The sequence below is a fragment of the Ramlibacter aurantiacus genome (genome assembly GCF_016722895.1).
GTDB classification, from domain to species: domain Bacteria; phylum Pseudomonadota; class Gammaproteobacteria; order Burkholderiales; family Burkholderiaceae_C; genus Ramlibacter; species Ramlibacter aurantiacus.
The window spans coordinates 47,953-71,965 of record NZ_JAEQNA010000007.1 but is presented as its reverse complement, the minus strand read 5'-3'; the positions used below and the strand labels follow the sequence as shown (position 1 = coordinate 71,965).

28 protein-coding genes and 1 tRNA gene are annotated in these 24,013 nt (G+C 67.2%); 20 read left to right on the top strand and 9 right to left on the bottom strand.

What is annotated here, in order from left to right; all coding sequences use genetic code 11:
- The first annotated feature begins 2 nt into the window (after window positions 1-2).
- The 3 genes from JI739_RS17520 to JI739_RS17510 all read left to right on the top strand — a co-directional run bounded on the left by JI739_RS17520 (window position 3) and on the right by JI739_RS17510 (window position 3,974).
- Entirely contained in the window at window positions 3-1,160 is a 1,158-nt protein-coding gene (locus JI739_RS17520; protein ID WP_236589832.1) for a CaiB/BaiF CoA transferase family protein, read from the top strand.
- A 154-nt stretch (window positions 1,161-1,314) separates the two neighbouring features.
- Window positions 1,315-1,776, top strand: coding sequence for a (2Fe-2S)-binding protein (locus tag JI739_RS17515; protein ID WP_201685228.1), 462 nt, complete (start codon window positions 1,315-1,317; stop codon window positions 1,774-1,776).
- Window positions 1,773-3,974, top strand: a complete 2,202-nt coding sequence (locus JI739_RS17510; protein ID WP_201685227.1) for a xanthine dehydrogenase family protein molybdopterin-binding subunit — start codon at window positions 1,773-1,775, stop codon at window positions 3,972-3,974. Before JI739_RS17515 ends, JI739_RS17510 begins: the two co-directional genes overlap by 4 nt.
- A 65-nt stretch (window positions 3,975-4,039) precedes the next feature.
- Here JI739_RS17510 and JI739_RS17505 read toward each other — a convergent pair.
- The 4 genes from JI739_RS17505 to JI739_RS17490 form a co-directional block, all read right to left on the bottom strand.
- Window positions 4,040-4,114: transfer RNA gene (locus JI739_RS17505), tRNA-Arg, on the bottom strand.
- A gap of 39 nt (window positions 4,115-4,153) precedes the next feature.
- Window positions 4,154-5,344 carry a vWA domain-containing protein gene (locus tag JI739_RS17500; RefSeq protein WP_201685226.1) on the bottom strand — a complete coding sequence of 397 codons (1,191 nt, stop codon included), beginning with the start codon at window positions 5,342-5,344 and terminating at the stop codon, window positions 4,154-4,156.
- Entirely contained in the window at window positions 5,338-5,958 is a 621-nt protein-coding gene (locus JI739_RS17495; RefSeq protein ID WP_201685225.1) for a GNAT family N-acetyltransferase, read from the bottom strand. The genes JI739_RS17500 and JI739_RS17495 overlap by 7 nt, the downstream gene beginning before the upstream one ends.
- Window positions 5,959-5,974: 16 nt before the next feature.
- Window positions 5,975-6,817 carry an AAA family ATPase gene (locus JI739_RS17490; protein WP_201685224.1) on the bottom strand — a complete coding sequence of 281 codons (843 nt, stop codon included), beginning with the start codon at window positions 6,815-6,817 and terminating at the stop codon, window positions 5,975-5,977.
- Between the two features lie 75 nt (window positions 6,818-6,892).
- Here JI739_RS17490 and JI739_RS17485 point away from each other — a divergent pair, with 75 nt between their 5' ends.
- A complete protein-coding gene (locus JI739_RS17485; RefSeq protein WP_201685223.1) occupies window positions 6,893-7,639 on the top strand; it encodes a c-type cytochrome in 747 nt (248 codons plus the stop codon).
- Between the two features lie 65 nt (window positions 7,640-7,704).
- Here JI739_RS17485 and JI739_RS17480 read toward each other — a convergent pair whose 3' ends face one another.
- Window positions 7,705-8,145 (bottom strand): DUF1841 family protein, encoded by a 441-nt coding sequence (locus tag JI739_RS17480; RefSeq protein WP_201685222.1) that lies wholly within the window; start codon window positions 8,143-8,145, stop codon window positions 7,705-7,707.
- A gap of 123 nt (window positions 8,146-8,268) precedes the next feature.
- Here JI739_RS17480 and pcaF point away from each other — a divergent pair, with 123 nt between their 5' ends.
- The 3 genes from pcaF to JI739_RS17465 all read left to right on the top strand — a co-directional run bounded on the left by pcaF (window position 8,269) and on the right by JI739_RS17465 (window position 11,636).
- Complete coding sequence (pcaF, locus tag JI739_RS17475; protein ID WP_201685221.1) at window positions 8,269-9,471, top strand: 3-oxoadipyl-CoA thiolase; 1,203 nt, start codon at window positions 8,269-8,271, stop codon at window positions 9,469-9,471.
- The gene (locus JI739_RS17470) at window positions 9,472-10,254 is read left to right on the top strand and encodes a sulfite exporter TauE/SafE family protein (protein WP_354003747.1); all 783 of its coding nucleotides are present in this window, start codon (window positions 9,472-9,474) and stop codon (window positions 10,252-10,254) included.
- A gap of 194 nt (window positions 10,255-10,448) precedes the next feature.
- Window positions 10,449-11,636, top strand: a complete 1,188-nt coding sequence (locus tag JI739_RS17465; protein WP_201685220.1) for a hypothetical protein — start codon at window positions 10,449-10,451, stop codon at window positions 11,634-11,636.
- A gap of 74 nt (window positions 11,637-11,710) precedes the next feature.
- Here JI739_RS17465 and JI739_RS17460 read toward each other — a convergent pair whose 3' ends face one another.
- From JI739_RS17460 to JI739_RS17450, 3 genes are read right to left on the bottom strand one after another with little or no spacing between them, the layout of a single operon-like run.
- Entirely contained in the window at window positions 11,711-12,163 is a 453-nt protein-coding gene (locus JI739_RS17460; protein ID WP_201685219.1) for a universal stress protein, read from the bottom strand.
- 20 nt (window positions 12,164-12,183) lie between these two features.
- Window positions 12,184-12,693, bottom strand: coding sequence for a tRNA (cytidine(34)-2'-O)-methyltransferase (locus tag JI739_RS17455; protein ID WP_201685218.1), 510 nt, complete (start codon window positions 12,691-12,693; stop codon window positions 12,184-12,186).
- A gap of 24 nt (window positions 12,694-12,717) precedes the next feature.
- Window positions 12,718-13,272 carry a ComF family protein gene (locus tag JI739_RS17450; RefSeq protein WP_354003746.1) on the bottom strand — a complete coding sequence of 185 codons (555 nt, stop codon included), beginning with the start codon at window positions 13,270-13,272 and terminating at the stop codon, window positions 12,718-12,720.
- 198 nt (window positions 13,273-13,470) lie between these two features.
- Here JI739_RS17450 and JI739_RS17445 point away from each other — a divergent pair, with 198 nt between their 5' ends.
- The 8 genes from JI739_RS17445 to JI739_RS17415 all read left to right on the top strand — a co-directional run bounded on the left by JI739_RS17445 (window position 13,471) and on the right by JI739_RS17415 (window position 19,719).
- A complete protein-coding gene (locus tag JI739_RS17445; RefSeq protein WP_201685216.1) occupies window positions 13,471-14,358 on the top strand; it encodes a methyltransferase domain-containing protein in 888 nt (295 codons plus the stop codon).
- 76 nt (window positions 14,359-14,434) lie between these two features.
- Complete coding sequence (locus tag JI739_RS17440) at window positions 14,435-14,908, top strand: DUF2244 domain-containing protein (RefSeq protein WP_201685215.1); 474 nt, start codon at window positions 14,435-14,437, stop codon at window positions 14,906-14,908.
- Between the two features lie 56 nt (window positions 14,909-14,964).
- A complete protein-coding gene (gene coxB, locus JI739_RS17435; RefSeq protein ID WP_201685214.1) occupies window positions 14,965-16,125 on the top strand; it encodes a cytochrome c oxidase subunit II in 1,161 nt (386 codons plus the stop codon).
- 17 nt (window positions 16,126-16,142) lie between these two features.
- On the top strand, window positions 16,143-17,831 hold the full coding sequence (gene ctaD, locus JI739_RS17430) for a cytochrome c oxidase subunit I (RefSeq protein ID WP_201685213.1): 1,689 nt from the start codon (window positions 16,143-16,145) through the stop codon (window positions 17,829-17,831).
- Between the two features lie 23 nt (window positions 17,832-17,854).
- Window positions 17,855-17,974, top strand: coding sequence for a cytochrome oxidase small assembly protein (locus tag JI739_RS24550; RefSeq protein ID WP_236589831.1), 120 nt, complete (start codon window positions 17,855-17,857; stop codon window positions 17,972-17,974).
- A gap of 8 nt (window positions 17,975-17,982) precedes the next feature.
- The gene (locus tag JI739_RS17425) at window positions 17,983-18,573 is read left to right on the top strand and encodes a cytochrome c oxidase assembly protein (protein WP_201685212.1); all 591 of its coding nucleotides are present in this window, start codon (window positions 17,983-17,985) and stop codon (window positions 18,571-18,573) included.
- Between the two features lie 17 nt (window positions 18,574-18,590).
- The gene (locus JI739_RS17420; RefSeq protein WP_201685211.1) at window positions 18,591-18,791 is read left to right on the top strand and encodes a DUF2970 domain-containing protein; all 201 of its coding nucleotides are present in this window, start codon (window positions 18,591-18,593) and stop codon (window positions 18,789-18,791) included.
- 46 nt (window positions 18,792-18,837) lie between these two features.
- Window positions 18,838-19,719: a cytochrome c oxidase subunit 3 gene (locus JI739_RS17415; RefSeq protein WP_201685210.1), complete on the top strand. Its 882-nt coding sequence runs from the start codon at window positions 18,838-18,840 to the stop codon at window positions 19,717-19,719.
- Window positions 19,720-19,767: 48 nt separating this feature from the next.
- On the opposite strand, the gene JI739_RS17410 is transcribed toward JI739_RS17415, so the two are convergent.
- Window positions 19,768-19,992, bottom strand: coding sequence for a twin transmembrane helix small protein (locus tag JI739_RS17410; protein WP_201685209.1), 225 nt, complete (start codon window positions 19,990-19,992; stop codon window positions 19,768-19,770).
- Between the two features lie 54 nt (window positions 19,993-20,046).
- Here JI739_RS17410 and JI739_RS17405 point away from each other — a divergent pair, with 54 nt between their 5' ends.
- Genes JI739_RS17405 through JI739_RS17385 form a run of 5 tightly spaced genes read left to right on the top strand, consistent with a single transcriptional unit; the run spans window position 20,047 to window position 24,010 of the window.
- A complete protein-coding gene (locus tag JI739_RS17405; RefSeq protein ID WP_236589830.1) occupies window positions 20,047-20,736 on the top strand; it encodes an SURF1 family protein in 690 nt (229 codons plus the stop codon).
- Window positions 20,684-21,403, top strand: coding sequence for an SCO family protein (locus JI739_RS17400; RefSeq protein WP_201685207.1), 720 nt, complete (start codon window positions 20,684-20,686; stop codon window positions 21,401-21,403). Before JI739_RS17405 ends, JI739_RS17400 begins: the two co-directional genes overlap by 53 nt.
- Complete coding sequence (locus JI739_RS17395) at window positions 21,403-22,551, top strand: COX15/CtaA family protein (protein WP_201685434.1); 1,149 nt, start codon at window positions 21,403-21,405, stop codon at window positions 22,549-22,551. The genes JI739_RS17400 and JI739_RS17395 overlap by 1 nt, the downstream gene beginning before the upstream one ends.
- Window positions 22,548-23,423 (top strand): heme o synthase, encoded by an 876-nt coding sequence (gene cyoE / locus JI739_RS17390; RefSeq protein ID WP_201685206.1) that lies wholly within the window; start codon window positions 22,548-22,550, stop codon window positions 23,421-23,423. Before JI739_RS17395 ends, cyoE begins: the two co-directional genes overlap by 4 nt.
- Window positions 23,420-24,010, top strand: coding sequence for an SCO family protein (locus JI739_RS17385; RefSeq protein ID WP_201685205.1), 591 nt, complete (start codon window positions 23,420-23,422; stop codon window positions 24,008-24,010). Before cyoE ends, JI739_RS17385 begins: the two co-directional genes overlap by 4 nt.
- Window positions 24,011-24,013: the final 3 nt, after the last annotated feature.

The following is a 24,013-nucleotide window of genomic DNA, read 5'->3' as shown; positions in this document are numbered from 1 at the left end:
CCATGCCGCGTCCGCTGGCCGGGGTGCGCGTGCTCGACCTGTCGCGGGTGCTGGCCGGCCCCTGGGCCGCGCAGATGCTGGCCGACTACGGCGCCGAAGTGATCAAGGTCGAGCGCCCCGGCAGCGGCGACGACACCCGCGCCTGGGGGCCCCCCTGGTGGGGGCAAGGCGAGGACCGGGTGGCCGCCTATTACGTCTGCGCCAACCGGGGCAAGCGCTCGGTGGCGCTGGACCTCGCCAGCGCGGAAGGGCTGGCCTGCGTGCGCGAGCTGGCGCGAGACGCCGACATCCTGATCGAGAACTACAAGGTGGGGCAGCTCGAGCGCATGGGCCTGGGCTATGCGGCGCTGTCGGCCCTCAACCCGCGACTGATCTACTGCTCCATCACCGGCTACGGCCAGACCGGACCGATGGCGGCCAAGGCCGGCTACGACTTCGCCATCCAGGCCGAGGCCGGCCTCATGAGCATCACCGGAGAGCCCGGTGGCGAGCCGCAGAAAGTGGGCGTGGCGGTGACCGACCTCATGACCGGCGTGTACGCCGCCAGCGCGATGCTGGCGGCGCTGCACGAGCGGCACGCCACGGGGCGCGGCCGCCACATCGACGCCGCGCTGTTCGACGTGCAGGTGGCCATGCTGGCCAACCAGGCCAGCAATCAGCTGATCGGCGGTCGCACGCCCACCCGCATGGGCAATGCCCATCCCAACATCGTTCCCTACCAGGCGTTCCCGACGCGCAATGGGCAGTTGGTGGTGGCCGTCGGCAACGACAGCCAGTTCGCGAAATTCTGCGACGCCGCGGGCCATCCGGAAGTCGCGCGCGATCCGCGCTTCGCCAGCAACCAGGGCCGTGTCGAGAACCGGAACGAACTGGTTCCCCAGGTCGCGAGCTGGTTGCTCGCGCGTGACGCGGCCGACTGGGTGCGCGCACTCGACGAGCGTGGCGTGCCCTGCGCCCCCGTCCTCGATGTCGCCCAGGTGATGGCCCATCCGCACGTTGCCGCGCGCGGCATGCGCGTCGAAGGGCACGACGGCCAGCCGCCGATGATCGCCAACCCGATGTGCATCGATGGCTGGCGCATGCAGTCGGACCTGCCGCCGCCCCGCTTGGGCGAGGACGCGGCCGCCTGGCAAGACACCGCCGGGCGCCCCCGATCCTGATCGCTTCCTCCATGGGCGCGGCGGCGCCTTGGTGATTTCCATGCTTGACTCGGCCGCGGGCCAAACCGAGACTGCGCGGCGGCGCGGTCCGGGGGTCGTACATCCTCGGTCAGCCAGGCTGGACGCGCCCACACAACCCGAGGAAGCAGTAAAAGTGATTGATCTAAAAGTTAACGGCAAGCCCGTGTCCCTCGATGTCGACGCGGACATGCCCCTGCTGTGGGCCCTGCGAGATGAAATGGGCCTGACCGGCACCAAGTTCGGCTGCGGGCTGGCCCAGTGCGGCGCCTGCACGGTGCACCTGGACGGAGAGGCCACCCGCTCGTGCGTGCTGCCGGTATCGGCTGCCGCGGGCAAGAACGTCACCACCATCGAAGGGCTGTCGCCGCAGGGCGAGCACCCCTTGCAGAAGGCCTGGGTCGCCGAGGGCGTGCCGCAGTGCGGCTACTGCCAGTCGGGCCAGATCATGACGGCGGCCTCGTTCCTGAAGAAGAACCCCAAGCCGAGCGACGCCCAGATCGTCCAGGCCATGAACGGCAACCTGTGCCGCTGCGGCACCTATGGACAGATCTGCGCGGCCGTCGCGCGCGTCGCCAAGGAGGGCAGCCAGGCATGAAGCTCACCATCGACAACCGCTCGCGTCGCTCCTTCTTGCTGCGCACCGGAGGCGTGGCCCTCGGCGTCGCATTCGGCGCTCCCGCGCTGGGCATTGCCGAACAGGCGCTCGCCCAGTCCGCGGCACCGGCCGCCGGGGCCAAGCCGCTCACCGCCTGGGTCGCGATCAGCCCGGACGGTACGGTGACCATCTTTTCGCCGGCCGCCGAAATGGGACAGGGCACCTCCACCGCCATGCCTCGACTGCTGGCCGAAGACCTCGATGCCGACTGGTCGCGCGTGGTGGTGCGCCAGGCTCCGCACCGGCCCAAGGAATTCGGCAACCCGATGTTCGGGGGCGGCCAGATCACCGGGGCCAGCCGCACCACCCGGGGCTACTACACGCCGATGCGCGTGGCCGGGGCCCAGGCCCGCCAGGTACTCCTGCTCAATGCCGCCGAGAAGTGGGGCGTCAGCGCCTCCGAGTTGTCCACCGAACCCGGCGTGGTCGTGCATGCGGCCAGCGGTCGGCGCATGGGGTACGGCGAAGTGGCCGCCTTCGCGCGCGTGCCCGACAACATGCCCGAGATCACCGCCGCGCAGCTCAAGCCGCTGTCGCAATGCAAGCTGATCGGCAAGGACGTCGAGCGCGTCGATCTGCGCGACAAGGTCACCGGCCGCGCCGTCTACGGCATCGACGTGCGGCTGCCCGACATGCTCCACGCCGCCGTGCTGCGTGCGCCCGTGCAAAAAGAGAAACCGCTGTCCGTGGACACCACCGAAGCGGCCAAGGTCAAGGGCTTCGTGCGGGCCGTCACCCTGCCGCACGGCGTGGGCGTGGTCGCCACCAACACATGGGCGGCACGCAAGGCCAAGGACGCGCTCAAGGTGAGCTGGTCCAGCGAGTCCCCTGCGCGGGGCTACTCCTCCGACGCGGTGAAGAAGGACTACCTCGCGGTCGTACGGGATGCGTCCAGGCAGGGCGTGGTGGTTGAGAAGCATGGCGATGCACCGGCCGCCCTGGCCGGCGCCAGCAAGGTGCTGCGCGCTGATTTCGTGGCCGGCCACATCACGCACGCCGCGCTGGAGCCGTTCACGGCCACCGCTCGCTTCCAGGACAACAAGCTCGAACTCTGGGCACCCACGCAGGCGCCCTCCATCCTCACCGGCGCCCTGGCCGGCGGCCTCAAGCTCGCACCGACGGACGTGACCGTGCACAGCACCTTGATCGGCGGCGGCTTCGGCCGCAAGCTCGAGCCCGATGCCGCGCTCGACGCCGCCTTGCTCTCGCGGGCCATGGATGGCCGGGCCGTCAAGGTGACGTGGTCACGCGAGGACGAAATGCGCCACGGCAAGCCGCGCCCGCTCAACGCCCAGCGGGTCGAGGTCGGCCTGGATGCCCGCGGCAACATCGTCGGCGTGCAGCACCGGCTGGCCGGCGAGAGCATCTATGCGCGCGCCAACCCCGCCGCGTTCAAGGCCACGGGCCAGAAAGATGCGCCTTTCCACGAGGGCGCCGAGGCGCTGTACGACCTGCCGGTGCACCACATCGAGTACCTGCGCCAGGAGCGTGGTGTCGATGTCGCGTTCTGGCGTGGCGTGGGCGGCGGCTACACCAAGTTCGCGCTGGAAAGCATGATCGACGAGGTGGCCGCCAGCCGCCGCGCCGATCCGTTGGAAATGCGCGTGCAGATGCTGCACAAGCACCCGCGCGCCCAGGCGGTGCTGCGCGAGGCTGCCAAACTGTCCAACTGGAGCGGCAAGCGTCCGGCGGGACGTGCCCTGGGTGTCGCCTATTCGGAAATCTGGAACACGCACGCGGCCTTGGTGGCCGAGGTCTCGGTCGACCGCAAGGCGGGTGACTTCAAGGTCACCAACCTATGGGCCGTGGTCGATTGCGGCGTGGCCGTGCTGCCGGACAACGTGATCCATCAGGTCGAGGGCGGCCTCATGTGGGGCCTGGAGTCGCTGCGGGCCGAGCTGGTCCTGAAGGACGGCGCGGTGGTGCCGTCCAACTTCCACGACTACCCCCACCTGATGCGCGCGGCCGACATGCCCAAGGTGCAGGTGCGGCTGGTGAAGAGTGAAGCGGGGCCCGGAGGGGTGGGCGAGTGCGGCGTGCCGCTGGTGGCGCCGGCGGTGGCCAACGCCATCGCGCGTGCCACCGGGCAGCGCTTGCGCACGCTGCCCTTCGATACGTCCGCGCTCAAGCGGGCCTGACAAGCGCCACGTGCAAGACGGCCGCCCGATTGAAACCGGGCGGCCGTTTGCTTGGAGTGTGAGCTTGGTACCACCGACAGGAATCGAACCTGTATCTAGCGCTTAGGAGGCGCTCGTTCTATCCATTGAACTACGGCGGCGAAGGGCGCCCATTGTAGTGGCGCCGGTGCGCGGGGCAGCTACTTGGACAGCAGCCGCATGGCCTCTTCCAGCCCCTTGACGGTCAGCGGGTACATGCGCTGCCCCATGAGCTGCTGGATGATGCTGATGCTTTGCCGATAGCCCCAGACGCCGTGCGGTTCGGGGTTGATCCACGCCGACTTGGGGAAGGCGTGCGTGAGGCGTTGCAGCCACTCGGCGCCGGGCTCCGGGTTGTGGTGCTCGACGCTGCCGCCGGGCTGCAGGATCTCGTAGGGGCTCATGGTGGCGTCGCCCACGAACACCAGCTTGTAGTCCTTGTTGAACTTGCGGATCACGTCCTGCGTGGGGAACTTCTCCGCGAAGCGGCGCCGGTTGTTCTTCCAGAGGAACTCGTACACGCAGTTGTGGAAGTAATAAAACTCCAGGTGCTTGAACTCGGAACGCGCGGCCGAGAACAGCTCCTCGACGCGATGCACGTGCTCGTCCATCGTGCCGCCCACATCCATCAGCAGCAGCACCTTCACGTTGTTGTGCCGCTCGGGGACCATCCGCAAATCGAGCCAGCCCGCATTGGCGGCGGTGGAGCGGATGGTGCCGTCCAGGTCCAGTTCCTCGGCGGCGCCTTCACGCGCGAAGCGCCGCAGCCGGCGCAGGGCGACCTTGATGTTGCGCGTGCCCAGTTCCTGCGAGTCGTCGTAGTCCTTGTAGGCGCGCTGGTCCCACACCTTCACCGCGCTCCTGTTGCGTCCCCGGTCCTGGCCGATGCGAATGCCCTGCGGGTTGTAGCCATAGGCGCCGAAGGGCGAGGTGCCGCCGGTGCCGATCATGCGACTGCCGCCTTCGTGGCGCTCTTTCTGTTCCTCGAGCCGCTTCTTGAGCGTCTGCATCAGCTCGTCCCAGCCCATCTTCTCGATGCGGGCCTTCTCCTCGGGGCCGAGTTCGAGTTCGAGGTGCTTGCGCAGCCACTCCAGCGGCAGCTCCCGCGTGAAGTCGGCCACCATCTCCACGCCCTTGAAATATGCGGCGAAGGCGCGGTCGAACTTGTCGTAGTGCTTCTCGTCCTTCACCATCGCGGTGCGGGCCAGGTAGTAGAACGCGTCGAGCGACCAGCCGTCTTCGCTGCGCGGGCCCACCACCCCGGCGGCGAGCGCTTGCAACAAGGTGAGGTACTCGTTCACCGAGACCGGCAGCTTGGCCGCGCGCAGCGTGTAGAAGAACCCGATCAGCATGGCCGTTCCGTGTCGCGGTCCGCCCCGTGGCGGGCCAGCAGGTCGAGCAGTTGCGCCTTCGATTCGGGCCACTCGCCAGCGGTCATGCTGTACATCACCGTGTCGCGCACCGTGCCGTCGCGCCGCGGCGCATGGTGGCGCAACACGCCATCCCGGCGGGCGCCCAGGCGCTCGATGGCGCGTTGGCTGGCGTGGTTGAAGTGGTCGGTGCGCCATCCCACCAGCTTGGCGCCCAGCGTCTCGAAGGCATGCTGCATCAGCAGCAGCTTGCACGAGGTGTTGACGTGGCTGCGTTGCACGCTGCGGGCGTACCAGGTGTAGCCGATCTCCAGGCGCTCGATGGCCGGCACGATGTCGTGGAATCGCGTCGTTCCGCACACGGCCTGGCTGCGCAGGTCGACCACGGCGAAGGGAAGCATGTGACCCTCGCGTTGCCCCGCCAAAGCGGCGGCGACATAGGCCTCGGTCTCACCGGGCGCGGGCACCGAAGTGATTCGCAGCTTCCACAGCTCGCCGTCACGCGCCGCGGCTTCCAGCGCTGGCGCATGGGCCTGCGTCAGCGGCTCCAGCCGCACCAGCCGGGTTTGCAGCGTGCAAGGCTCGGGGATGCGCATGCGAGGGCCCGGACGTTCAGCGGTGGTGCTTCTGCATGAACACCAGTTTCTCGAACAGGGTGAGGTCCTGCTCGTTCTTCAGCAGTGCTCCCACCAATGGGGGTACGGCCACCTGCTCGTCACGGGTTTGCAGCGTGCTGGCCGGGATGTCCTCGGCCACCAGCAGCCGCAGCCAGTCGAGCAGTTCGGAGGTGCTGGGCTTTTTCTTCAAGCCGGGCAGGTTGCGCACGTCGTAGAAGGTCTTCATGGCCGCGGACAGCAGGTCCCGCCGCAGGCTCGGGAAGTGCACCTCCACGATCTGGCGCATGGTGTCGGGCTCGGGAAACTTGATGTAGTGGAAGAAGCAGCGGCGCAGGAAGGCGTCGGGCAGCTCCTTCTCGTTGTTGGAGGTGATGAACACCAGCGGCCGGTGCCGAGCCTGCACCAGCTCGCGCGTTTCGTAGACGAAGAACTCCATGCGATCGAGTTCGCGCAGCAGGTCGTTGGGAAACTCGATGTCGGCCTTGTCGATCTCGTCGATCAGCAGCGCCACCGGCCGATCGGCGGTGAAGGCCTGCCATAGCACGCCCTTGACGATGTAGTTGTGGATGTCCCGCACGCGCTCGTCACCCAGTTGCGAATCACGCAGTCGGCTCACCGCGTCGTATTCATAAAGGCCTTGCTGCGCCTTGGTCGTCGACTTGATGTGCCACTGCAGCAGCGGCATCTCGAGCGCCTGTGCCACCTGCTCGGCGAGCATGGTCTTGCCGGTGCCCGGCTCACCTTTCACCAGCAGCGGGCGCTGCAGCGCAATGGCCGCGTTCACGGCGAGCATCAGGTCTTCGGTGGCGACGTAACTGTCCGATCCTTTGAATTTCATGGGTGCGCGCAAGGGGAGTGGTCCGAAAGCCGAGCCATATAATCGCCGGTTGCTTTGACGATTGTGCTCGCAAAAATGATCAAGTTGTCCACCTCGGGTCCTCGGCTCGCCCAGCTCCTGGCCGCGCTGGCCCTCACGACATCCAGCCTGGCGCTTGCGCAGACTGCTGCCCCGGCACCTGCGGCACAAGCCAAGCCGACCCAGGGCGCCACCGCGCCCGCCGCTCCCACGCAGCAAGCGCCCGTGTCCATCGAGGCGCAGGTGGCCATGTGCATCGGCTGCCACGGCATTCCGGGCTATCAATCGAGCTTTCCCCAGGTGCACCGCGTGCCGTATATCTCGGGCCAGAACGCCAAGTACATTGCCGCCGCGCTGACCGCCTACAAGAACGGCGACCGCAAGCACCCGACCATGCGCAGCGTCGCGGCCGACATGAGCGAGCAGGACATCGCCGCGGTCTCCGCCTGGTACGAAGAGCAGGCCAAGGGCAAGGTCGAGGCCAAGGAACCCAGCCGCCAGCCGACCGCCCAAGTGGCGGCCCTGCTGCAGAAAGGCGCCTGCGTCTCCTGCCACGGCTCCAACTATTCCAACCCCATCGACGCCAGCTATCCCAAGCTCGCCGGGCAGCACGCCGATTACCTCTTCGTCGCGCTCAAGTCGTACAAGGCCGCCCCGGGTAACAGCCAGGTCATCGGCCGCAACAACGCCATCATGGGTGGCATCGCGCGCCAGTTCAGCAATGCCGAACTCAAGGCCATGGCCGACTACATCGGCTCGCTGCAGGGCGAGATGCAGACGCAGCCGCAGGGCCGCTTCCGCTGAGCCTTGTTGCCATCCAGCAAAAAGCCCCGCTGCGCGGGGCTTTTTCACATCGCCGCGAATCGCGGTCAGCCGCGATCCGCCGTCGCCCGGCGCTGCACGCATTCCACATAGGCCTGGCCGTCGGGCGGCCTGCCGGCGCGTTGGCTCTCCCAGAGCATCTGGCCCAGGCATTCCATGGTTTCGTGATGCGCATCGTGCAGCGAGTTGCGGCGCGCGGCGAGCAACTCCACGGCCTGGCGGATGCCCCGCGGCTGGTCGATCGAGCACTGCTCGCTCACCGACAGGTGCATGGCCAGGTGCAGGAACGGATTGGCCTGTCCGTCGCTGCCGTCATAGACGCGGGCCACGGCGGCTTCGGCGTCCGCCAGGTGCGGGTCGTATTCGGGGTGCTGCTGCAACCACTGGCTGGCCAGCGTCTCTAGCGCGTCCATGGGTTGAGCAGCGCGGGCCTTGGCATGCACGCCGCAGAAGAAGCGGCGCACCTCTTCCTGGGAAGGGTTGAACATGCGCGGCAGGGTAGCACGCGGCCACCGACCAGCCGCCCCCCCCCGCGGGCATCGAAGCGGCGGCCGGGCGGTAAGCTACGCCGTTTCGTCCCACGCGCCGCTGCCTCGGCTAGAAGTTCCGCCATGACCCACGCGTTCATCTGCGATGCCGTTCGCACCCCCTTCGGCCGCTATGGCGGCGCCCTCTCCGGGGTGCGCGCCGATGACCTGGCGGCCATCCCTTTGAAGGCGTTGATGGCGCGCCATCCGGGGTTGGACTGGCAGGCCGTGGCCGACGTCATCTTCGGTTGCGCCAACCAGGCCGGCGAAGACAACCGCAACGTGGCGCGCATGGCTTCCTTGCTGGCCGGGCTTCCCGCCGAGGTGCCGGGATCCACCATCAACCGGCTCTGCGGCTCCGGCCTGGATGCGGTGGGCACCGCCGCGCGCGCCATCAAGTCCGGCGACGCCCAGTTCATGATCGCCGGGGGTGTCGAGAGCATGAGCCGCGCGCCCTTTGTCATGCCCAAGGCCGAGTCGGCGTTTTCGCGCAGCCACGCGGTGCACGACACGACCATCGGCTGGCGCTTCGTCAACCCGCTGATGAGGGCGCAGTACGGGGTGGACTCCATGCCCGAGACCGCGGAGAACGTGGCGGTCGAATTCAACATTTCCCGCGCGGACCAGGACCGCATGGCGCTGGCGTCGCAGAACAAGGCCATCGCGGGACAGAACTCGGGGTACTTCGATGCCGAGATCGTGCCCGTCACGATTGCGCAGAAGAAGGGCGAGCCGCTGGTAGTCGACCGCGACGAGCACCCGCGCGAGACCAGCCTGGAGGCGCTGGCCCGTCTCAAGGGGGTGGTGCGGCCCGAGGGCACGGTGACCGCCGGCAACTCCAGTGGCGTGAACGACGGCGCCTGCGCCCTGATCCTCGCCAGCGAAGCCGCGGCCGCGCGCCATGGCCTGACCCCCCGGGCGCGGGTGGTGGGCATGGCCACCGCCGGCGTGCCGCCGCGGATCATGGGCATCGGCCCGGCGCCGGCCACGCAGAAGTTGCTGGCGCTGACCGGCATCGGTCTCGACCGGATCGACGTCATCGAGCTGAACGAAGCCTTCGCGGCGCAAGGCCTGGCGGTGCTGCGACAACTCGGCGTGGCCGACGACGATCCGCGGGTCAATGTGGCCGGCGGTGCCATCGCCTTGGGGCATCCCCTGGGCGCCTCGGGCGCGCGGCTGGTCACGACGGCGGTGAACCAGCTGCACCGGGGCGGCGGTCGGTATGCGCTGTGCACCATGTGCGTCGGGGTGGGGCAGGGCATCGCCGTGCTGCTCGAGCGGGTCTGAGTGACGCAGCCAGAGGCGCTGACCATTCTCGTCACCGACCCCTTCTTCTACGCCGTCGCCATCCCGGCCGTTTTCCTGCTGGGCCTGAGCAAAAGCGGCTTCGGCTCCGGCTTCGGTGCCTTGGCGGTTCCCATGATCGCCCTCGCCGTGCCCGTGCCGCAGGCGGCCGCCATCCTGGTGCCGGTGCTGCTCGTCCTGGACATCCTCGGTCTGCATGCCTGGCGCCGGCACTTCGATTGGGGCCTGATCCGGTTTCTCTTGCCCTTCGGGCTGCTGGGCACCGCCATCGGAACGCTGCTGTTCCGCTCGCTCGATGCGCGGCTGGTGGCCGGAATCGTGGGCGCCTTCACGCTGGCTTTCCTCGCGCAACGCTTGGTGTTTCCGCCCAGAGCCGACGCACCCCCGCCCCCGCGCTGGCAGGGGGGGCTGTTCACCACGCTGGCGGGCTTCACCAGCTTTATTGCGCACGCGGGTGGGCCGCCGCTGAACGCCTATGTGCTCAAGCTGAAGCTGCGGCCGCAGACGTACACCGCCAGCATGGCCGTCTTCTTCTTCGCGATCAACGTGGCCAAGTGGGGGCCGTATGCCTGGCTGGGCCTGCTGGACCTGCGCAATGTCACCACCTCATTGGCGCTGCTGCCGCTGTCCCCGCTGGGCGTATACGTGGGCGTGCGCATCGCCAATCGCATGGACGCCACGCTGTTCTATCGGCTGATCAACCTGGGCATGTTCCTGGCGGGATGCAAGCTGGTGTGGGATGGGTTCCTGGCAGGTCGAATCTGAGGGGACCGGGTGTCGATGGCGATCGCGCCTACCACATTAAACTGACTGTTTACTTACCTGATATTTATTTATAGCTACATTGAACTCACATCAACCGGCTGAGCTGAGTGTCAGTGGTTCGGGCAGCGCCAGGACCCGGTTGGTTGGCGGCTCGATGGTCGCTTTCAGCTCAACGTTGTCGTGAGGAGTGAGTCATGTTCAGTTCGATCAGGAATTCCCTTGGCGCCCTGGCGAGACAGGGTTCTCAGGAAGCAGCCAAGACAACCCCGGCCCTTGCCAGGCAAAGAACGCCTCCCGGCCGCGAGCAGCTGGTCGATCCGCAACAACCTCAGGCCCGGAAGTCGACCGACCGCGGCGTGGAGGAGGCGGGGTTTCTGGCAGACGCCCTGGTCGTCGGACCGCAGAAGCGGGTTCGCGTGAATCTGACTCATTTGTTGAACCATCCCAAGTTCGACGCATCCGCATTGGCGGAGAAGATTGCCTTTGCATCCCCCGGCACGGTTGCGGAAGTAAGGCTTCAACTGCAGAACTTCGCCAGAGAAGACAAATTCAGTCAGCGCGCAACAGCGCTGAGTACGGCCATGAACCAGGGTTCGGCCCCGTTAACGGCGGGCAGTAAAGTGAGCTCCTTGGCCGTACTTCATGAAGGCACTTTTCCAGACAAGAAGTTCACGGGCTTGAGGCAATACAAGGAATTGATTGGTGCGCTGAAGGAACCGGTCAAGCAACTTGTCGCCCACGAAGTTGCCGCCAGCGACATCAAGAGCAAGAAAAACCAAGAGAGCGCCGAAGAAGGAGCCTTGCGGCGGCTGGATTACCCTGGGGCTCGCGAGAAAGCGAAGCAGGCGGGCGTAGAACTTGTCGTCGACAAGTTCTTTAAAAGCGCCGATTTGCCTGATTCGGTCAAGGCTCGGATGATCTGCATTGCAGCTGTCGAGTTGGGCAAGGACGATGCCGGCGCCATGGCCCTGAGTGCGGCTCAGAAGTCACCGGGGCTGGAGAAGATGGCGTACATGATGGGTGCGTACGTGGAGAGGGGCCAGCAGAGGGCAGCGCTGCTGAGCGAGCAAACCAGCATTGCCAAGCTCACGGACGAATACAGGGCCATCAGTGCAACCAGTCCCATTCCGCAGAGTCGTCTTCAGAATCTTCTGCGGCCCCATGGAGAAAATGGATTCGAGAAAGCCAATCTTTCGGCGTTGTCTTTGATGTTGAGTCCCAGTGGTTTGCCGGTGAATCGTCTCGCTGACGAAACGCTCCGGTCTGCGTTGACGAGCATGATCGGGAGCAACGAGGCAAGACTGGCGCAGATCGATGCCCAGCTAGAACAGCTCTCGGGTTCGAATGCCCCCCAGCAAGCAGAGGACCACGCTCGCTTGTGATAGGCGCCCTTGCAACAAGGATCGCTGTGGCGATGGCCGGCCGTCTGCGAGGCGGGAGATGCGCAGTTAGCCTGTCAGTGCGACCGCTGCCTGGCCACCAGCACCGGCACCGGCGCCGTCCGGATGATCTGCTCGGCCCCACTGCCCAGCATCAGCCGGCTGAGTCCGCGGCGGCCGTGCGTGCCCACCACGATGAGGTCGGCGCCCCAGTCCTTGGCGGCGGTGGCGATGGCATCCGGCAAGCGGTCGCCAAAGCGATCCACGAACAAGGTCTCGGCCTGCAGGCCGGCGGCCTGCACCCTGGCGGCGGCGTCCTTGACGATCTGCTCGCCGCTCTCGCGTGTGGCCTGGTACAGCTCGCCGGCGGCGGCGCCGGCGGGGTCGTAGCCGGCCAGGTAGGCCGCGTCTTCCAGCACATGGATCAGCCGCAGCTGTGCCTTGAAGGCCCGCGCCAGGCCAATGGCCGTGTCGAGTGCGTGCAGCGATGCATCGCTGCCGTCGATGGGAACGAGGATGCGTTGGTACATGGCGTCTCCTTGTGGATGGATCATGTGGTGGGCGGGCGCGTGCCGCCACCGTAGTCGGCTTCGGCGGTGGTGGCAAACCCGTTCTGCCGCCAGGCCTCGAACACGGTCACCGCGACCGCGTTCGACAGATTGAGGCTGCGCTGCCCCGGGCGCATGGGCAGCTTCAACCATTGCTGCGCCGGAAACGATTCGCGCAGCTGCGGCGAGAGCCCGCGAGATTCAGAGCCGAACACCAGCCAGTCGCCGGGGCGGAAGGCCACCTCGTGCACAAGGCGCGTCCCGCGCGTGGTGAGCGCGAACAGGCGCTGCGGGTCCGGGTTCATCGCCGCCAGGAACGCCGGCCAGCCGCCATGCCGGCGAACGTCGGCCCACTCGTGATAGTCCAGGCCCGCGCGGCGCATCAGGCGGTCTTCCATCGAGAACCCCAAAGGCTCGACCAGGTGCAGCGTGCAGCCCGTGTTCGCGGCGAGCCGAATCACATTGCCGGTGTTGGGCGGAATCTCGGGCTCGACCAGGACGATGTGGAACATGCGGCGAGTATCGCGATGGCTGCGTCAGGCGGTTCGGGCGAGCACCACGCCCGTGACGCGGGCGGCGCCCGCCTGCCGCAGCGCCCGGGCCGCTGCGGCAAGTGAGGCGCCGCTGGTCATGACGTCGTCCACCAGCAGCACGTGCGAGCCGGCCAGGCAAGCCGCGCGCAGCGGGTCCACGGCGAATGCCTGGGCCACGTTGGCCCGGCGTCGCGACAGATCGAGCGAGGCTTGCGGCAGGGTGTCGCGCACCCGCAGCAGCAGCCGCGCATCGACGCACCCGGCGCCGAGCCTCCGAGCCAGCTCCAGCGCCTGGTTGAAGCCGCGTTCGGACAGGCGCCGGCGCGACAGCGGCATCGGCACCACCCGGTCGGCTGTGGACACGGCATGGGCGATGGCCGGCACGGCCCGCATGAGGTCGGCCAACGGTCTGGCCCAGCCGGGCTCGTCCTGGAACTTGAAGCGGGCGATCAGGCCGGTCCAGGGAAAGGCATAGTCGACGGCCGCATGGCAGGCGTCCAGCTCTGGTGGTTCGCGCAAACAGGAGCCGCAGACCTGCAGGCCACCGGGGAGGATCAAGGCGCACCGTCCGCAGCGCGAAACGGTTTGGGCGAAGCGATATCGACAGGCCTGGCAGACCGGGCGCGCGGGCCATGCGCGGCAGACCTCGCACCGGGACGGCGCGGCGAGTGCGAGTCGGTCGAACCAGGGACGCCACATGCGGCTCAATATACTGGCTCGCTCCCGCGGCAGGCCTTGGCCTGGCCGCGCAGTCTCATGCCCGACACCAGACCCCCCACCATCGACCCTCCCGCTGCCGCACGGTGGCAGCTGCGCGCACCGCCACGTTCACCGTGGTTGCACGAGGAGGTGGGTCGACGCATGCAGGAGCGCCTGCAGTGGATCCGCCTGCAGCCGCGCGTGTGGGCCGACTGGGAGCCGGTGCGCGGTGGGCTGCAGGCGCAACGCCTGGTGGCCGCGCAGTATCCGCAGGCCGAATCCTTGGTGGCCGAGCCCGATCCGATCCGGCGGGAGGTTGCCGCCCGGGAGTTCGCGAAGCCATGGTGGAAAACCTGGGGTGGGGGTCGGGTGCGCGTCGTCGACGGCCTGGCCGATGGACAGGCGCAAATGCTCTGGGCCAACATGGCCCTGCACCCGAGTGCCGATCCCCAGGCCCTGATCTGGCAATGGCACCGAGCGCTGGCAGTCGACGGCTTCCTGATGTTCTCCTGCCTCGGCCCGGACAGCCTGAACGAACTGCGCCAGGTGTATGCCCGCCACGGCTGGCCCCCGCCCGCGCCCGAGTTCACCGACATGCACGACTGGGGCGACATGTTGGTGCACGCGGGTTTCGCCGAGCCGGTGATGGACATGGAGCGGCTCACGCTCACCTGGTCTGACGCGGACGCGCTCCTGGCCGAGCTGCGTGAGCTGGGCGCGAACCTGCATCCAGGGCGTTTCCCTGGTTTGCGGGGCAAGCGCTGGCGCCAGGAGCTTCGGGACGCCCTCACGCACGAACTCGCCGGCCCCGACGGACGGCTCGCGCTCACCTTCGAGATCATCTACGGCCACGCACTCAAGCCCCAGCCGAGGATGCGCCTGGGTGCCGAGTCGTCGCTCTCTCTCGAGGACATGCGCAGCCTGCTGCGCAAGGGGGGCGGCTAGGCCCCGCGCAGGCTCAGGAGCCTCTCGGGCGCACGCTACAATCGCGCGTTGATCTTGTGAGCGGCCAGCATCTTCCATGCGGGGATATCGATTCGCCACGATTCAGGGCCAGTCCATCGAGTGGGCGCTGAAGCGGAACTGCTCGATATCGCCCGCGCAATTGGGCTGGGTTTACGCATCGTTGTGCGTCGTCTCCATGGGCATCGCCATCGGGTTCTGGTTCCAGGGTGCCACCTTCGTCGTGCCCATCGCCGGGCTGGAGCTGCTGGTGGTGGGCCTGGCCTTCCTGGCGTATGCCCGGCATGCCGGAGATGGCGAACGCATCAGCCTGACCGGGCCCCTGCTGGTGGTCGAGCTGGAGAGTGCGGGCCGCCGCGAGCGAGCGGAATTCAACCGGGAGTGGGTCCGCGTGGGGCCACGCCTGGACGAGCGGTCGCTCATCGAGTTGTCGGCGAACGGCCGCTCGGTGTGCATCGGCCGCTACGTGCGCCCCGAATTGCGCGCGCAGCTCGCCCAGGAGATCAGAAGAGCCTTGCGCGAATCTGCGTGAGGCAGCGGGTCGCGATGCTGGCGGTTTGTCTTGAAGGTGGATACGAAGTGAAAACGATGAAGAGCATTTACCAGAAGCTGGCCGCCTTGCTGGCTGCCGGGGCCGCTGGTGGCAGTGCGCTGGCGCAGGTGCAAGACCTGCCGGGTGGTCCCGGCGTTCGCCAGCTGAACCTTCACGAAGCCGTCACCCGGATTGCCGCCGAGCAAGCCTGGCTGCACTGGTTCATGCTGATCACCTGCATCGTGATCTTCCTGCTGGTCTTTTCGGTGATGTTCTATTCCATCTGGAAGCATCGCCGCTCGAAGGGTGCCAAGCCGGCCAACTTCCACGAGTCGGTCACGGTCGAAGTGATCTGGACCGCCATCCCCTTCCTCATCGTCATCATCATGGCCCTGCCAGCCACCAAGGTGCTGGTCGCGGCCAAGGACACGAGCAACGCCGACCTCACCATCAAGGCCACCGGCTACCAGTGGCGCTGGGGTTACGACTACCTCAACGGCGAAGGCGCCGGCATCTCGTTCCTGTCGTCGCTCGATGCGACCCACCGCCAGATGTCCGACGAGGGTGCGAAGGGCCAGATGCCCAACGACTACCTGCTCAAGGTGGACAACCCGCTGGTCGTGCCCGTGGGCAAGAAGGTTCGCATCATCACCACCGCCAACGACGTCATCCACGCCTGGGGCGTGCCGGCTTTCGGCGTCAAGCAGGACGCCATCCCCGGCTTCGTGCGCGACACCTGGTTTCGCGCTGAGCGGGTGGGTGATTTCTACGGCCAGTGCTACGAACTCTGTGGCAAGGAGCACGCCTACATGCCCATCCACGTGAAGGTGGTCTCGAATGGCGACTACGCCGCGTGGGTCGAGGCCGAGCAGAAGAAGATGGCCGCCCGCATGGACGACCCGAACAAGGTCTGGGAGCTGGCCGACATCACGGCCCGCGGCGAGAAGGTGTACGCCGCCAATTGCGCCGCCTGCCACCAGGCCAACGGCAAGGGCGCGGGCCCGATCAAGGCGCTCGACGGTTCGCCCATCGTGACCGCCGCCGACAAGACGCCCGCGATCGAGATTGTCCTGAATGGCAAGGGAGCCATGCCCGCCTGGAAGCAGCTGTCCGACACCGACATCGCGGCCGTGATCAGCTACACCAAGAACGCCTGGGGCAACAAGACCGGGCAGGTGGTGCAGCCCGCCGAGGTGCAGGCGATCCGCGCCAAGTAATCGCAGAGGTAATCAAGATGAGCGCAGTCCTCGACAACCACCCCCACGGCGGCGAGCACGCCCACGACCATCACCACGACCACCACCCGGCCGGGTGGCGGCGCTGGGTCTATGCGACCAACCACAAGGACATCGGCACGATGTACCTGTTGTTCGCGTTCTTCATGCTGATGTTCGGTGGCGTGCTGGCCCTGGGCATCCGCGCCGAGTTGTTCCAGCCCGGGCTGCAGTTGGTGAACCCCGAGCTGTTCAACCAGCTCACCACCATGCACGGCCTGATCATGGTGTTCGGCGCCATCATGCCGGCCTTCGTGGGCTTCGCGAACTGGATGATCCCGCTGCAGATCGGGGCGTCCGACATGGCCTTCGCGCGCATGAACAACTTCAGCTTCTGGCTGATGGTGCCCGCTGGCGCGATCCTGGCCGGCTCGTTCTTCACGCCCACCGGCGCGCCTTCGGCCGGCTGGACCCTGTACGCGCCGCTCACCCTGCAGATGGGGCCTTCCATGGACCTGGCGATCTTCGCCATGCACATCCTGGGTGCCAGCTCCATCATGGGCTCGATCAACATCATCGTCACCATCCTCAACATGCGCGCCCCCGGCATGACGCTGATGAAGATGCCGATGTTCTGCTGGACCTGGCTCATCACCGCCTACCTGCTGATCGCCGTGATGCCCGTGCTCGCCGGCGCCATCACGATGACGCTCACCGACCGTCATTTCGGCACGACCTTCTTCAACCCGGCCGGCGGTGGTGACCCGGTGATGTACCAGCACATCTTCTGGTTCTTCGGCCACCCCGAGGTCTACATCATGATCTTGCCGGCCTTCGGCATCGTCAGCCAGGTGGTGCCGGCCTTCGCCCGCAAGCGCCTGTTCGGCTACGCGTCCATGGTGTACGCCACGGCTTCCATCGCCATCCTGTCGTTCATCGTGTGGGCGCACCACATGTTCACGACCGGCATGCCGGTGACCGGTCAGCTGTTCTTCATGTACGCGACCATGCTGATCGCGGTGCCGACGGCCGTGAAGATCTTCAACTGGATCGCCACGATGTGGCAGGGCTCGATGACCTTCGAGACGCCCATGCTGTTCGCCGTCGGCTTCATCTTCGTGTTCACCATCGGCGGCTTCACCGGCCTGATCCTCGCCATGGCGCCGATCGACCTGCTGCTGCAGGACACCTACTACGTGGTGGCCCACTTCCACTATGTGCTGGTGGCCGGCTCGCTCTACGCGCTGTTCGCCGGCTTCTACTACTGGGTTCCCAAATGGACCGGCGTGATGTACGACGAGACCCGCGGCAAGATCCACTTCTGGTGGTCGCTGATCTCCTTCAACATCACCTTCTTCCCGATGCACTTCCTGGGGCTGGCCGGCATGCCGCGCCGGTACGCCGACTACCCGATGCAGTTCGCCGACTTCAACCTGGTGGCTTCGGTGGGTGCGTTCGCCTTCGGCCTGGCGCAGGTGTACTTCTTCTTCTGGGTGGTGCTGCCCACGATGCGCGGCCGCGGTGCCCCGGCGCCGCAACGCCCGTGGAACGACGCCGACGGCCGCGGCGCCGAAGGCCTGGAGTGGGAAGTGCCGTCGCCGGCGCCGTTCCATACCTTCGAGGTGCCCCCGCGGCTGGACGCCACGGCGACCCGCGTGCTCGATGCGCGCGTGCAGCCGGATAACCCGAACCCGAACCCGGTCCACTGAAGCCTCGGCGGCAGGGCGGCAACATGGCAGGCAAGGACGAACACCGCAGGAAGGGCAATCTCCGCCTGGGGCTGGTGCTGGCCTCGATCGCGGCAGCCTTCTTCATCGGCATCATGGCCAAGTACTTCCTGATGGGGCGCTAGGGTCGAGCATGAGCATCGCGCGACAAAACCTTCGCATGGTGGGCAAGCTGGTCGTCGTCACGGCCGGCATGTTCGCCTTCGGCTACGCGTTGGTGCCCATCTACAAACACGTGTGCGAGGCTCTGGGCATCAACATCCTGGCGGTCAGTGAGCGGCAGGTCCCGGGCGGGGCGGCCAAGCTGCCGGCCAACACGCAGGTCGACACCAGTCGCACCATCACCGTCGAGTTCGACGCCAATGCGCGCGGTCCGTGGCAGTTCCGCCCCGCACAGCGGTCGGTGCAGGTGCACCCTGGTCAGCTCACCACGGTGATGTACGAGTTCCAGAACATGCAGGATCGCCGCATGGCGGCACAGGCCATCCCGAGCTATGCCCCACGTCAATCGGCGGCCCACTTCAACAAGCTCGAGTGCTTCTGCTTCAACCAGTACACGCTGGAGCCGGGTGAGAAAAAGGAATGGCCGGTGGCCTTCATCATCGACCCCCGGCTGCCCAAGGATGTGACCACGATCACGCTGTCGTACACCTTCTTCGAGGTCGGTGCGCGCGTGCCGCCGGCCCCCACGGCGTCGACGGCCGATACCTCCCCACGCTCGTGACCGCGGATCGCGTCGCCATGGATTCACAGCCGCCTCGCGGATCGATCCTGCACACCGCCAAGGCCGTGGCCTGGGCATTCCTGGGCATTCGCAAGAACAGCGCCTACCAGCAGGACCTGCGCCGGCTCAATCCGTTGCACATCATCGCGGTGGCACTGGTGGCCGTGGTGCTGTTCGTGGCGGCCCTGGTGGGCCTGGTCCACTGGATCGTGAACTGACCTTTCGCCGAACGACACAAGAATTGAATTGCAAGCAGGAGTTGAGATGAGTACCAGCGTCCACGGCACCACGCCGTACTACTACGTGCCCCAGCCGTCGCGCCACCCGGCGATGATGGCCCTGGGCCTGTTCTTCGTCATCCTGGGCGCCGGCATGTGGATCAACGGCGCCGAGTGGGGGCGTTGGTCGCTGTTCTTCGGCCTGGCCTGGATCGCCGTGGTTCTGTTCCAGTGGTTCCGTGATTCGGTACGCGAAAGCGAGTCGGGCTTGTACGGCCGCAAGATCGACCTGTCCTACCGCTGGAGCATGAGCTGGTTCATCTTCTCGGAGGTAATGTTCTTCGGCGCGTTCTTCACGGCCCTCTGGTGGATGCGCGCGCATTCCGTCCCCGCGCTCGCCGGCATCGAGAACGCCCTGCTCTGGCCCGATTTCAAGGGCGTCTGGCCCACCGCCGCGCCAGGCGTGACGGCATCGCCCGCCGGCATCGTGGAGCCCTTCCAGACCATGACGCCGTTCTGGCTGCCGACGATCAACACCGCGTTGCTGCTGAGCTCCGGTGTGACCCTGACCATCGCCCACCACGCGCTGCGCGAGAACCACCGTGGCAAGACCATCGCCTTCATGTGGGCCACCGTCGTCCTGGGTATCGTCTTCTTGTGCGTGCAGGGCTACGAGTACGTCCATGCCTATCGTGACCTGAACCTCAAGCTCACGTCCGGCGCCTACGGCTCGACCTTCTTCATGCTCACCGGCTTCCACGGGTTCCACGTGCTGGTCGGCATGCTGATGCTGTTGTTCATCACCTTGCGCCTGCACCGGGGTCACTTCTCGGCCGATCGGCACTTCGGCTTCGAAGGCGCCGCCTGGTACTGGCACTTCGTGGACGTGGTCTGGCTGGGCCTGTATGTGCTGGTCTACTGGCTCTGACGCAGGGGAATGAACAAAGGGCCGCGTGAGCGGCCCTTTGTCTTTGGATCAGCCCGAAAGCGGGATGCCGGTGGGCCTCAGATAGCCGAACTTCCAGGCAAGCAGGATGCAGATGAACAGCAGGATCGAGAAGCCCACCCGGAACGCGAGAGCTCGCGCCATGTGCCCGCTCTTCGGCTTGTCGCCTTCACCCTCCTTCATCATGAAATACAAGGCAGCCGCGAGGCTGCCGATGATGGCCGCGAAGGCCAGCGCGATCAGGAGCACTTTCATGCCGAGGATTATCCGGTGCCCCTCGTGAGGAGCTGGCGCTTCTGGGCGCTCACCTTGGCCGCCGCGCTGGGCATCGCGGCGACGCTGGCCCTTGGGCAGTGGCAATGGTCCCGTGCGCAGCAGAAGCTCGGCCTTGAAGCCGCCATTCGCGCGCGCGAAAGCGAGCCATCGCTGGATGCAGGCCAGCTCGCGCGCGCCGATCCAGGCGACCTCCTGCACCGCCGCGTGCAGTTGCGCGGTCAATGGGTCGCGCAACACACCGTCTTCCTGGACAACCGGCAGATGCAGGGACGGCCGGGCTTTTACGTGGTCACGCCGCTGCGGCTATCGGGGGCCGACGCCGTGGTGCTGGTGCAGCGTGGCTGGGTGCCGCGCAACTTTGTCGAGCGCGAGCGGCTGCCGCCGGTGCAGACACCGCCGGGTGAGGTCACGGTCGGCGGCCGCATCGCCCCCCCACCGGCTAAGCTTTATGAGTTCGCCGAGGCCCCGGGCGGACCCATCCGGCAAAATCTCGACCTGCCCGCGTTCCGTGCCGAGACCGGCCTTCCCCTCATGGCCGTGTCGGTGCAGCAGACCGGCAAAGCCTCGGAAGGCTTGTTGCGCGACTGGCCGCAGCCTGCCGGAACGGCCGGCAAGAACCTGGGCTATGCCTTTCAGTGGTGGGCCCTGTGCGCCCTCATCTTCATCCTGTATGTCTGGTTCCAATTCATCGCTCCCCGGCGACGCCGCCCCCGGTCGGCCTGACCGGCCGCTCGATTTCACGGTGCACTCGCTGCCCAACCCGGTCGAAGCGGCGGGGGTCGACGCACGCCGCACGCGGCTGGGCCGATGGAAGATGCTGGTGGTGATGCTGGTCTGCGCCGCCCCGGTTGTCGCCTCCTACTTCACCTACTACTTCGTGCGGCCGGAGGGCCGCCGCAATTTCGGTGAGCTGATCGAGCCGCAGCGCCCACTCCCGGCGCTCACGGCCACCACGCTCGACGGCCAGCCCGTGCCGCTGCCCAGCTTGCGCGGACAGTGGCTGCTGCTGACCGTGGGCGGCGGCGCCTGCGACAGCGTCTGCGAAAGCAACCTGTACCTGCAGCGCCAGCTGCGCGAATCGCTGGGTCGCGACAAGGACCGCGTCGACCGCGTCTGGCTGGTCGACGACGCCGCGAACGTGCCCGGGACGCTGATGCCCGCGCTGGCCGAGGCCCACGTGCTGCGGGTCGATGCGGGCCTGCTCGCGGCCTGGCTGCAGCCGGCGCCAGGGCAGCGGCTGGCCGACCACCTCTACATCGTCGACCCGATGGGCAACTGGATGATGCGGCTGCCCGCGCGGCTGGACGCCGAGTCGGCCGCCAAGGCGCGGCGCGATCTCGAACGGCTGATGCGAGGCTCGGCTTCGTGGGACCAGGCGGGGCGCCCGTGATGGCCGACGGCGTGGCCCTCTACGACTTGAGCCCGGCGCTGCACCTGATGCTGCTCGGGGTGTTGATCGCACTCGCGCCGCTGGGTTGGATCTGGCTGCGACAGCAGCGGGCGCCCATGCCGCAGCGCCTGGCGGCGCTCACCGTCCTCACCTTGTTCCTGACCTTCGACCTCGTGCTGTTCGGTGCCTTCACCCGGCTGACCGACTCCGGCCTGGGTTGCCCGGACTGGCCCGGCTGCTATGGCGCCGCCAGTCCGCGCGGCGCACATGCGCAGATCAGCCAGGCCCAGGCCGCCATGCCAACCGGGCCGGTCACCCACACCAAGGCCTGGATCGAGATGGTCCACCGCTACCTGGCATCGGGCGTGGGTGTCCTGATCCTGGTGCTGGCCTGGGTGAGCTGGCTGCGCCGGCGGGAGCTGCCCGTGCATCCCCTGTGGCCGATGGTGACCCTGGTCTGGGTCTGCGTGCAGGGCGCCTTCGGCGCGCTGACGGTCACCATGAAACTGCAGCCGATCATCGTCACCCTGCACCTGATGGGCGGCCTCGTGCTGCTGGCGCTGTTGTGCCGGCAGGCCATGGCCTATTCGCACGCGCATCGAGGCCTGGCGCCGCTGGCGATTTCCCCGGGGCTGCGCTCGATGCTGGCGGCAAGCTTCGGCTTGCTGTGGTTGCAGGTGGCGCTGGGCGGCTGGGTCAGCACCAACTATGCGGTCCTGGCCTGCACCACCTTTCCCACCTGCCAGGGCAGCTGGTGGCCGGCCATGGACTTCCAGGCCGGCTTCGAGCTTTGGCGTGAGCTGGGTCGCACCGGGTCCGGTGAGCACATCACCTTCGCCGCGCTCACCGCGATCCATTACGTTCACCGGTTGGTGGCCTATGCCCTGTTGCCCTTGCTGGTCGTGCTGGGCTGGCGGCTGTCGCATGCGGGGCTGTCGCGGCCCGGGCGCTGGATGATCGTCGGCGCCGTCTGGCAGCTGGTCACCGGATTGAGCAACGTGGTGCTGGGCTGGCCGCTCGTGGCCGCCGTGGCCCACACGGGTGGCGCGGCGGCCCTGGTCGTCATCTTCACCTGGGCCTGGTATGGCAGCCGGGCCGCCCAGGCTGTGCCGCGCTCGCAGGGCGTGGCCGCGGAGGTGCGCCCATGAATCGCGTGGCCCAGTTCTATGCGCTGACCAAGCCGCGCGTGGTGCAGCTCATCGTCTTTTGCGCCCTGATCGGCATGGTGCTGGCCGTGCCGGGCCTGCCCGACTGGCGCGAGCTGCGTCTGGCCCTCGTCGCCTGCCTGGGCATCTGGCTGGTGGCCGGCGCGGCGGCCGCCTTCAACTGTCTGGTGGAAAAGGGCATCGACTCGCGCATGCGCCGCACGGCCTGGCGGCCCACGGCGCGCGGCGAGCTGTCGGATTGGCAGACCCTCGCGTTCGCGGCAGTGCTGTGCGCAGCCGGCTCGTGGGTGCTGTACCAGTGGGTCAATCCGCTCACCATGTGGCTGACCTTCGCCACCTTCGTGGGCTACGCGGTCATCTACACCGTGGTGCTGAAGCCGCTCACGCCGCAGAACATCGTGATCGGTGGCGCTTCGGGCGCCATGCCGCCGGTGCTGGGGTGGACGGCCATGACCGGCGAGGTCGGCCCTCCGGCCTTGATCCTGTTCCTGATCATCTTCCTCTGGACGCCGCCGCATTTCTGGGCCCTGGCGCTGTATCGGGTGGAGGACTACCGCAAGTCGGGCCTGCCGATGTTGCCGGTCACGCACGGCAACGAGTTCACGCGCCTGCAGATCCTGCTGTACACGCTGGTGCTGTTCGCGGCCTGCCTGCTGCCCTTCGCCTACGGCATGAGTTCCTGGCTGTACCTGCTGGCCGCCGTGGTGCTCAGTGGCGCGTTCTGCGTGTACGCCTTCCGCCTGTGGCGGGCCTACTCGGACGCCCTGGCCCGACGCACCTTCCGTTTCTCCCTGGTCCACCTCAGCGTGCTGTTCGCGGCACTGCTCCTGGACCACTACCTGTTGTCGCCATGATCGAACGCCGTTCCTTCCTGCTGCTCGCCGCCACCGCCACCGCGCTGGCTGCGTGTGGCCAGTCCAAGCCCGCCTTCAAGGCCGTGGACATCACCGGCGTGGACTACGCCCGTGACTTCCAGCTGACCGACCAGCACGGCCAGCGCCGCAGCCTGGGGGAGTTCGCCGGGAAAGCGGTGGTGGTCTTCTTCGGGTTCACCCAGTGCCCCGACGTCTGCCCCACCACGCTGGGCGAAATTGCCGAGGCCAAGCGGCTGCTCGGCCCCGATGGTGATCGCCTGCAGGGCGTGTTCATCACCGTGGATCCGGAGCGCGACACGCCCGAGGTGCTCAAGTCCTACGTCGCCAATTTCGACCCGGGCATCGTGGCCCTGCGCGGCACGCCGGAGGAGACGGCGCAGGTGGCCAAGGACTTCAAGGTCTACTTCAAGAAGGTCGAAGGCAAGACGCCGGGCAGCTACACCATGGACCATTCGGCCGCCAGCTTCATCTACGACCCGAAGGGCCGCTTGCGCCTGTATTCGCGCTATGGCAGCGGCGCACAGGCCATGGCCGACGACGTGCGTTCGTTGTTGAAAGGGGCCTGAGCG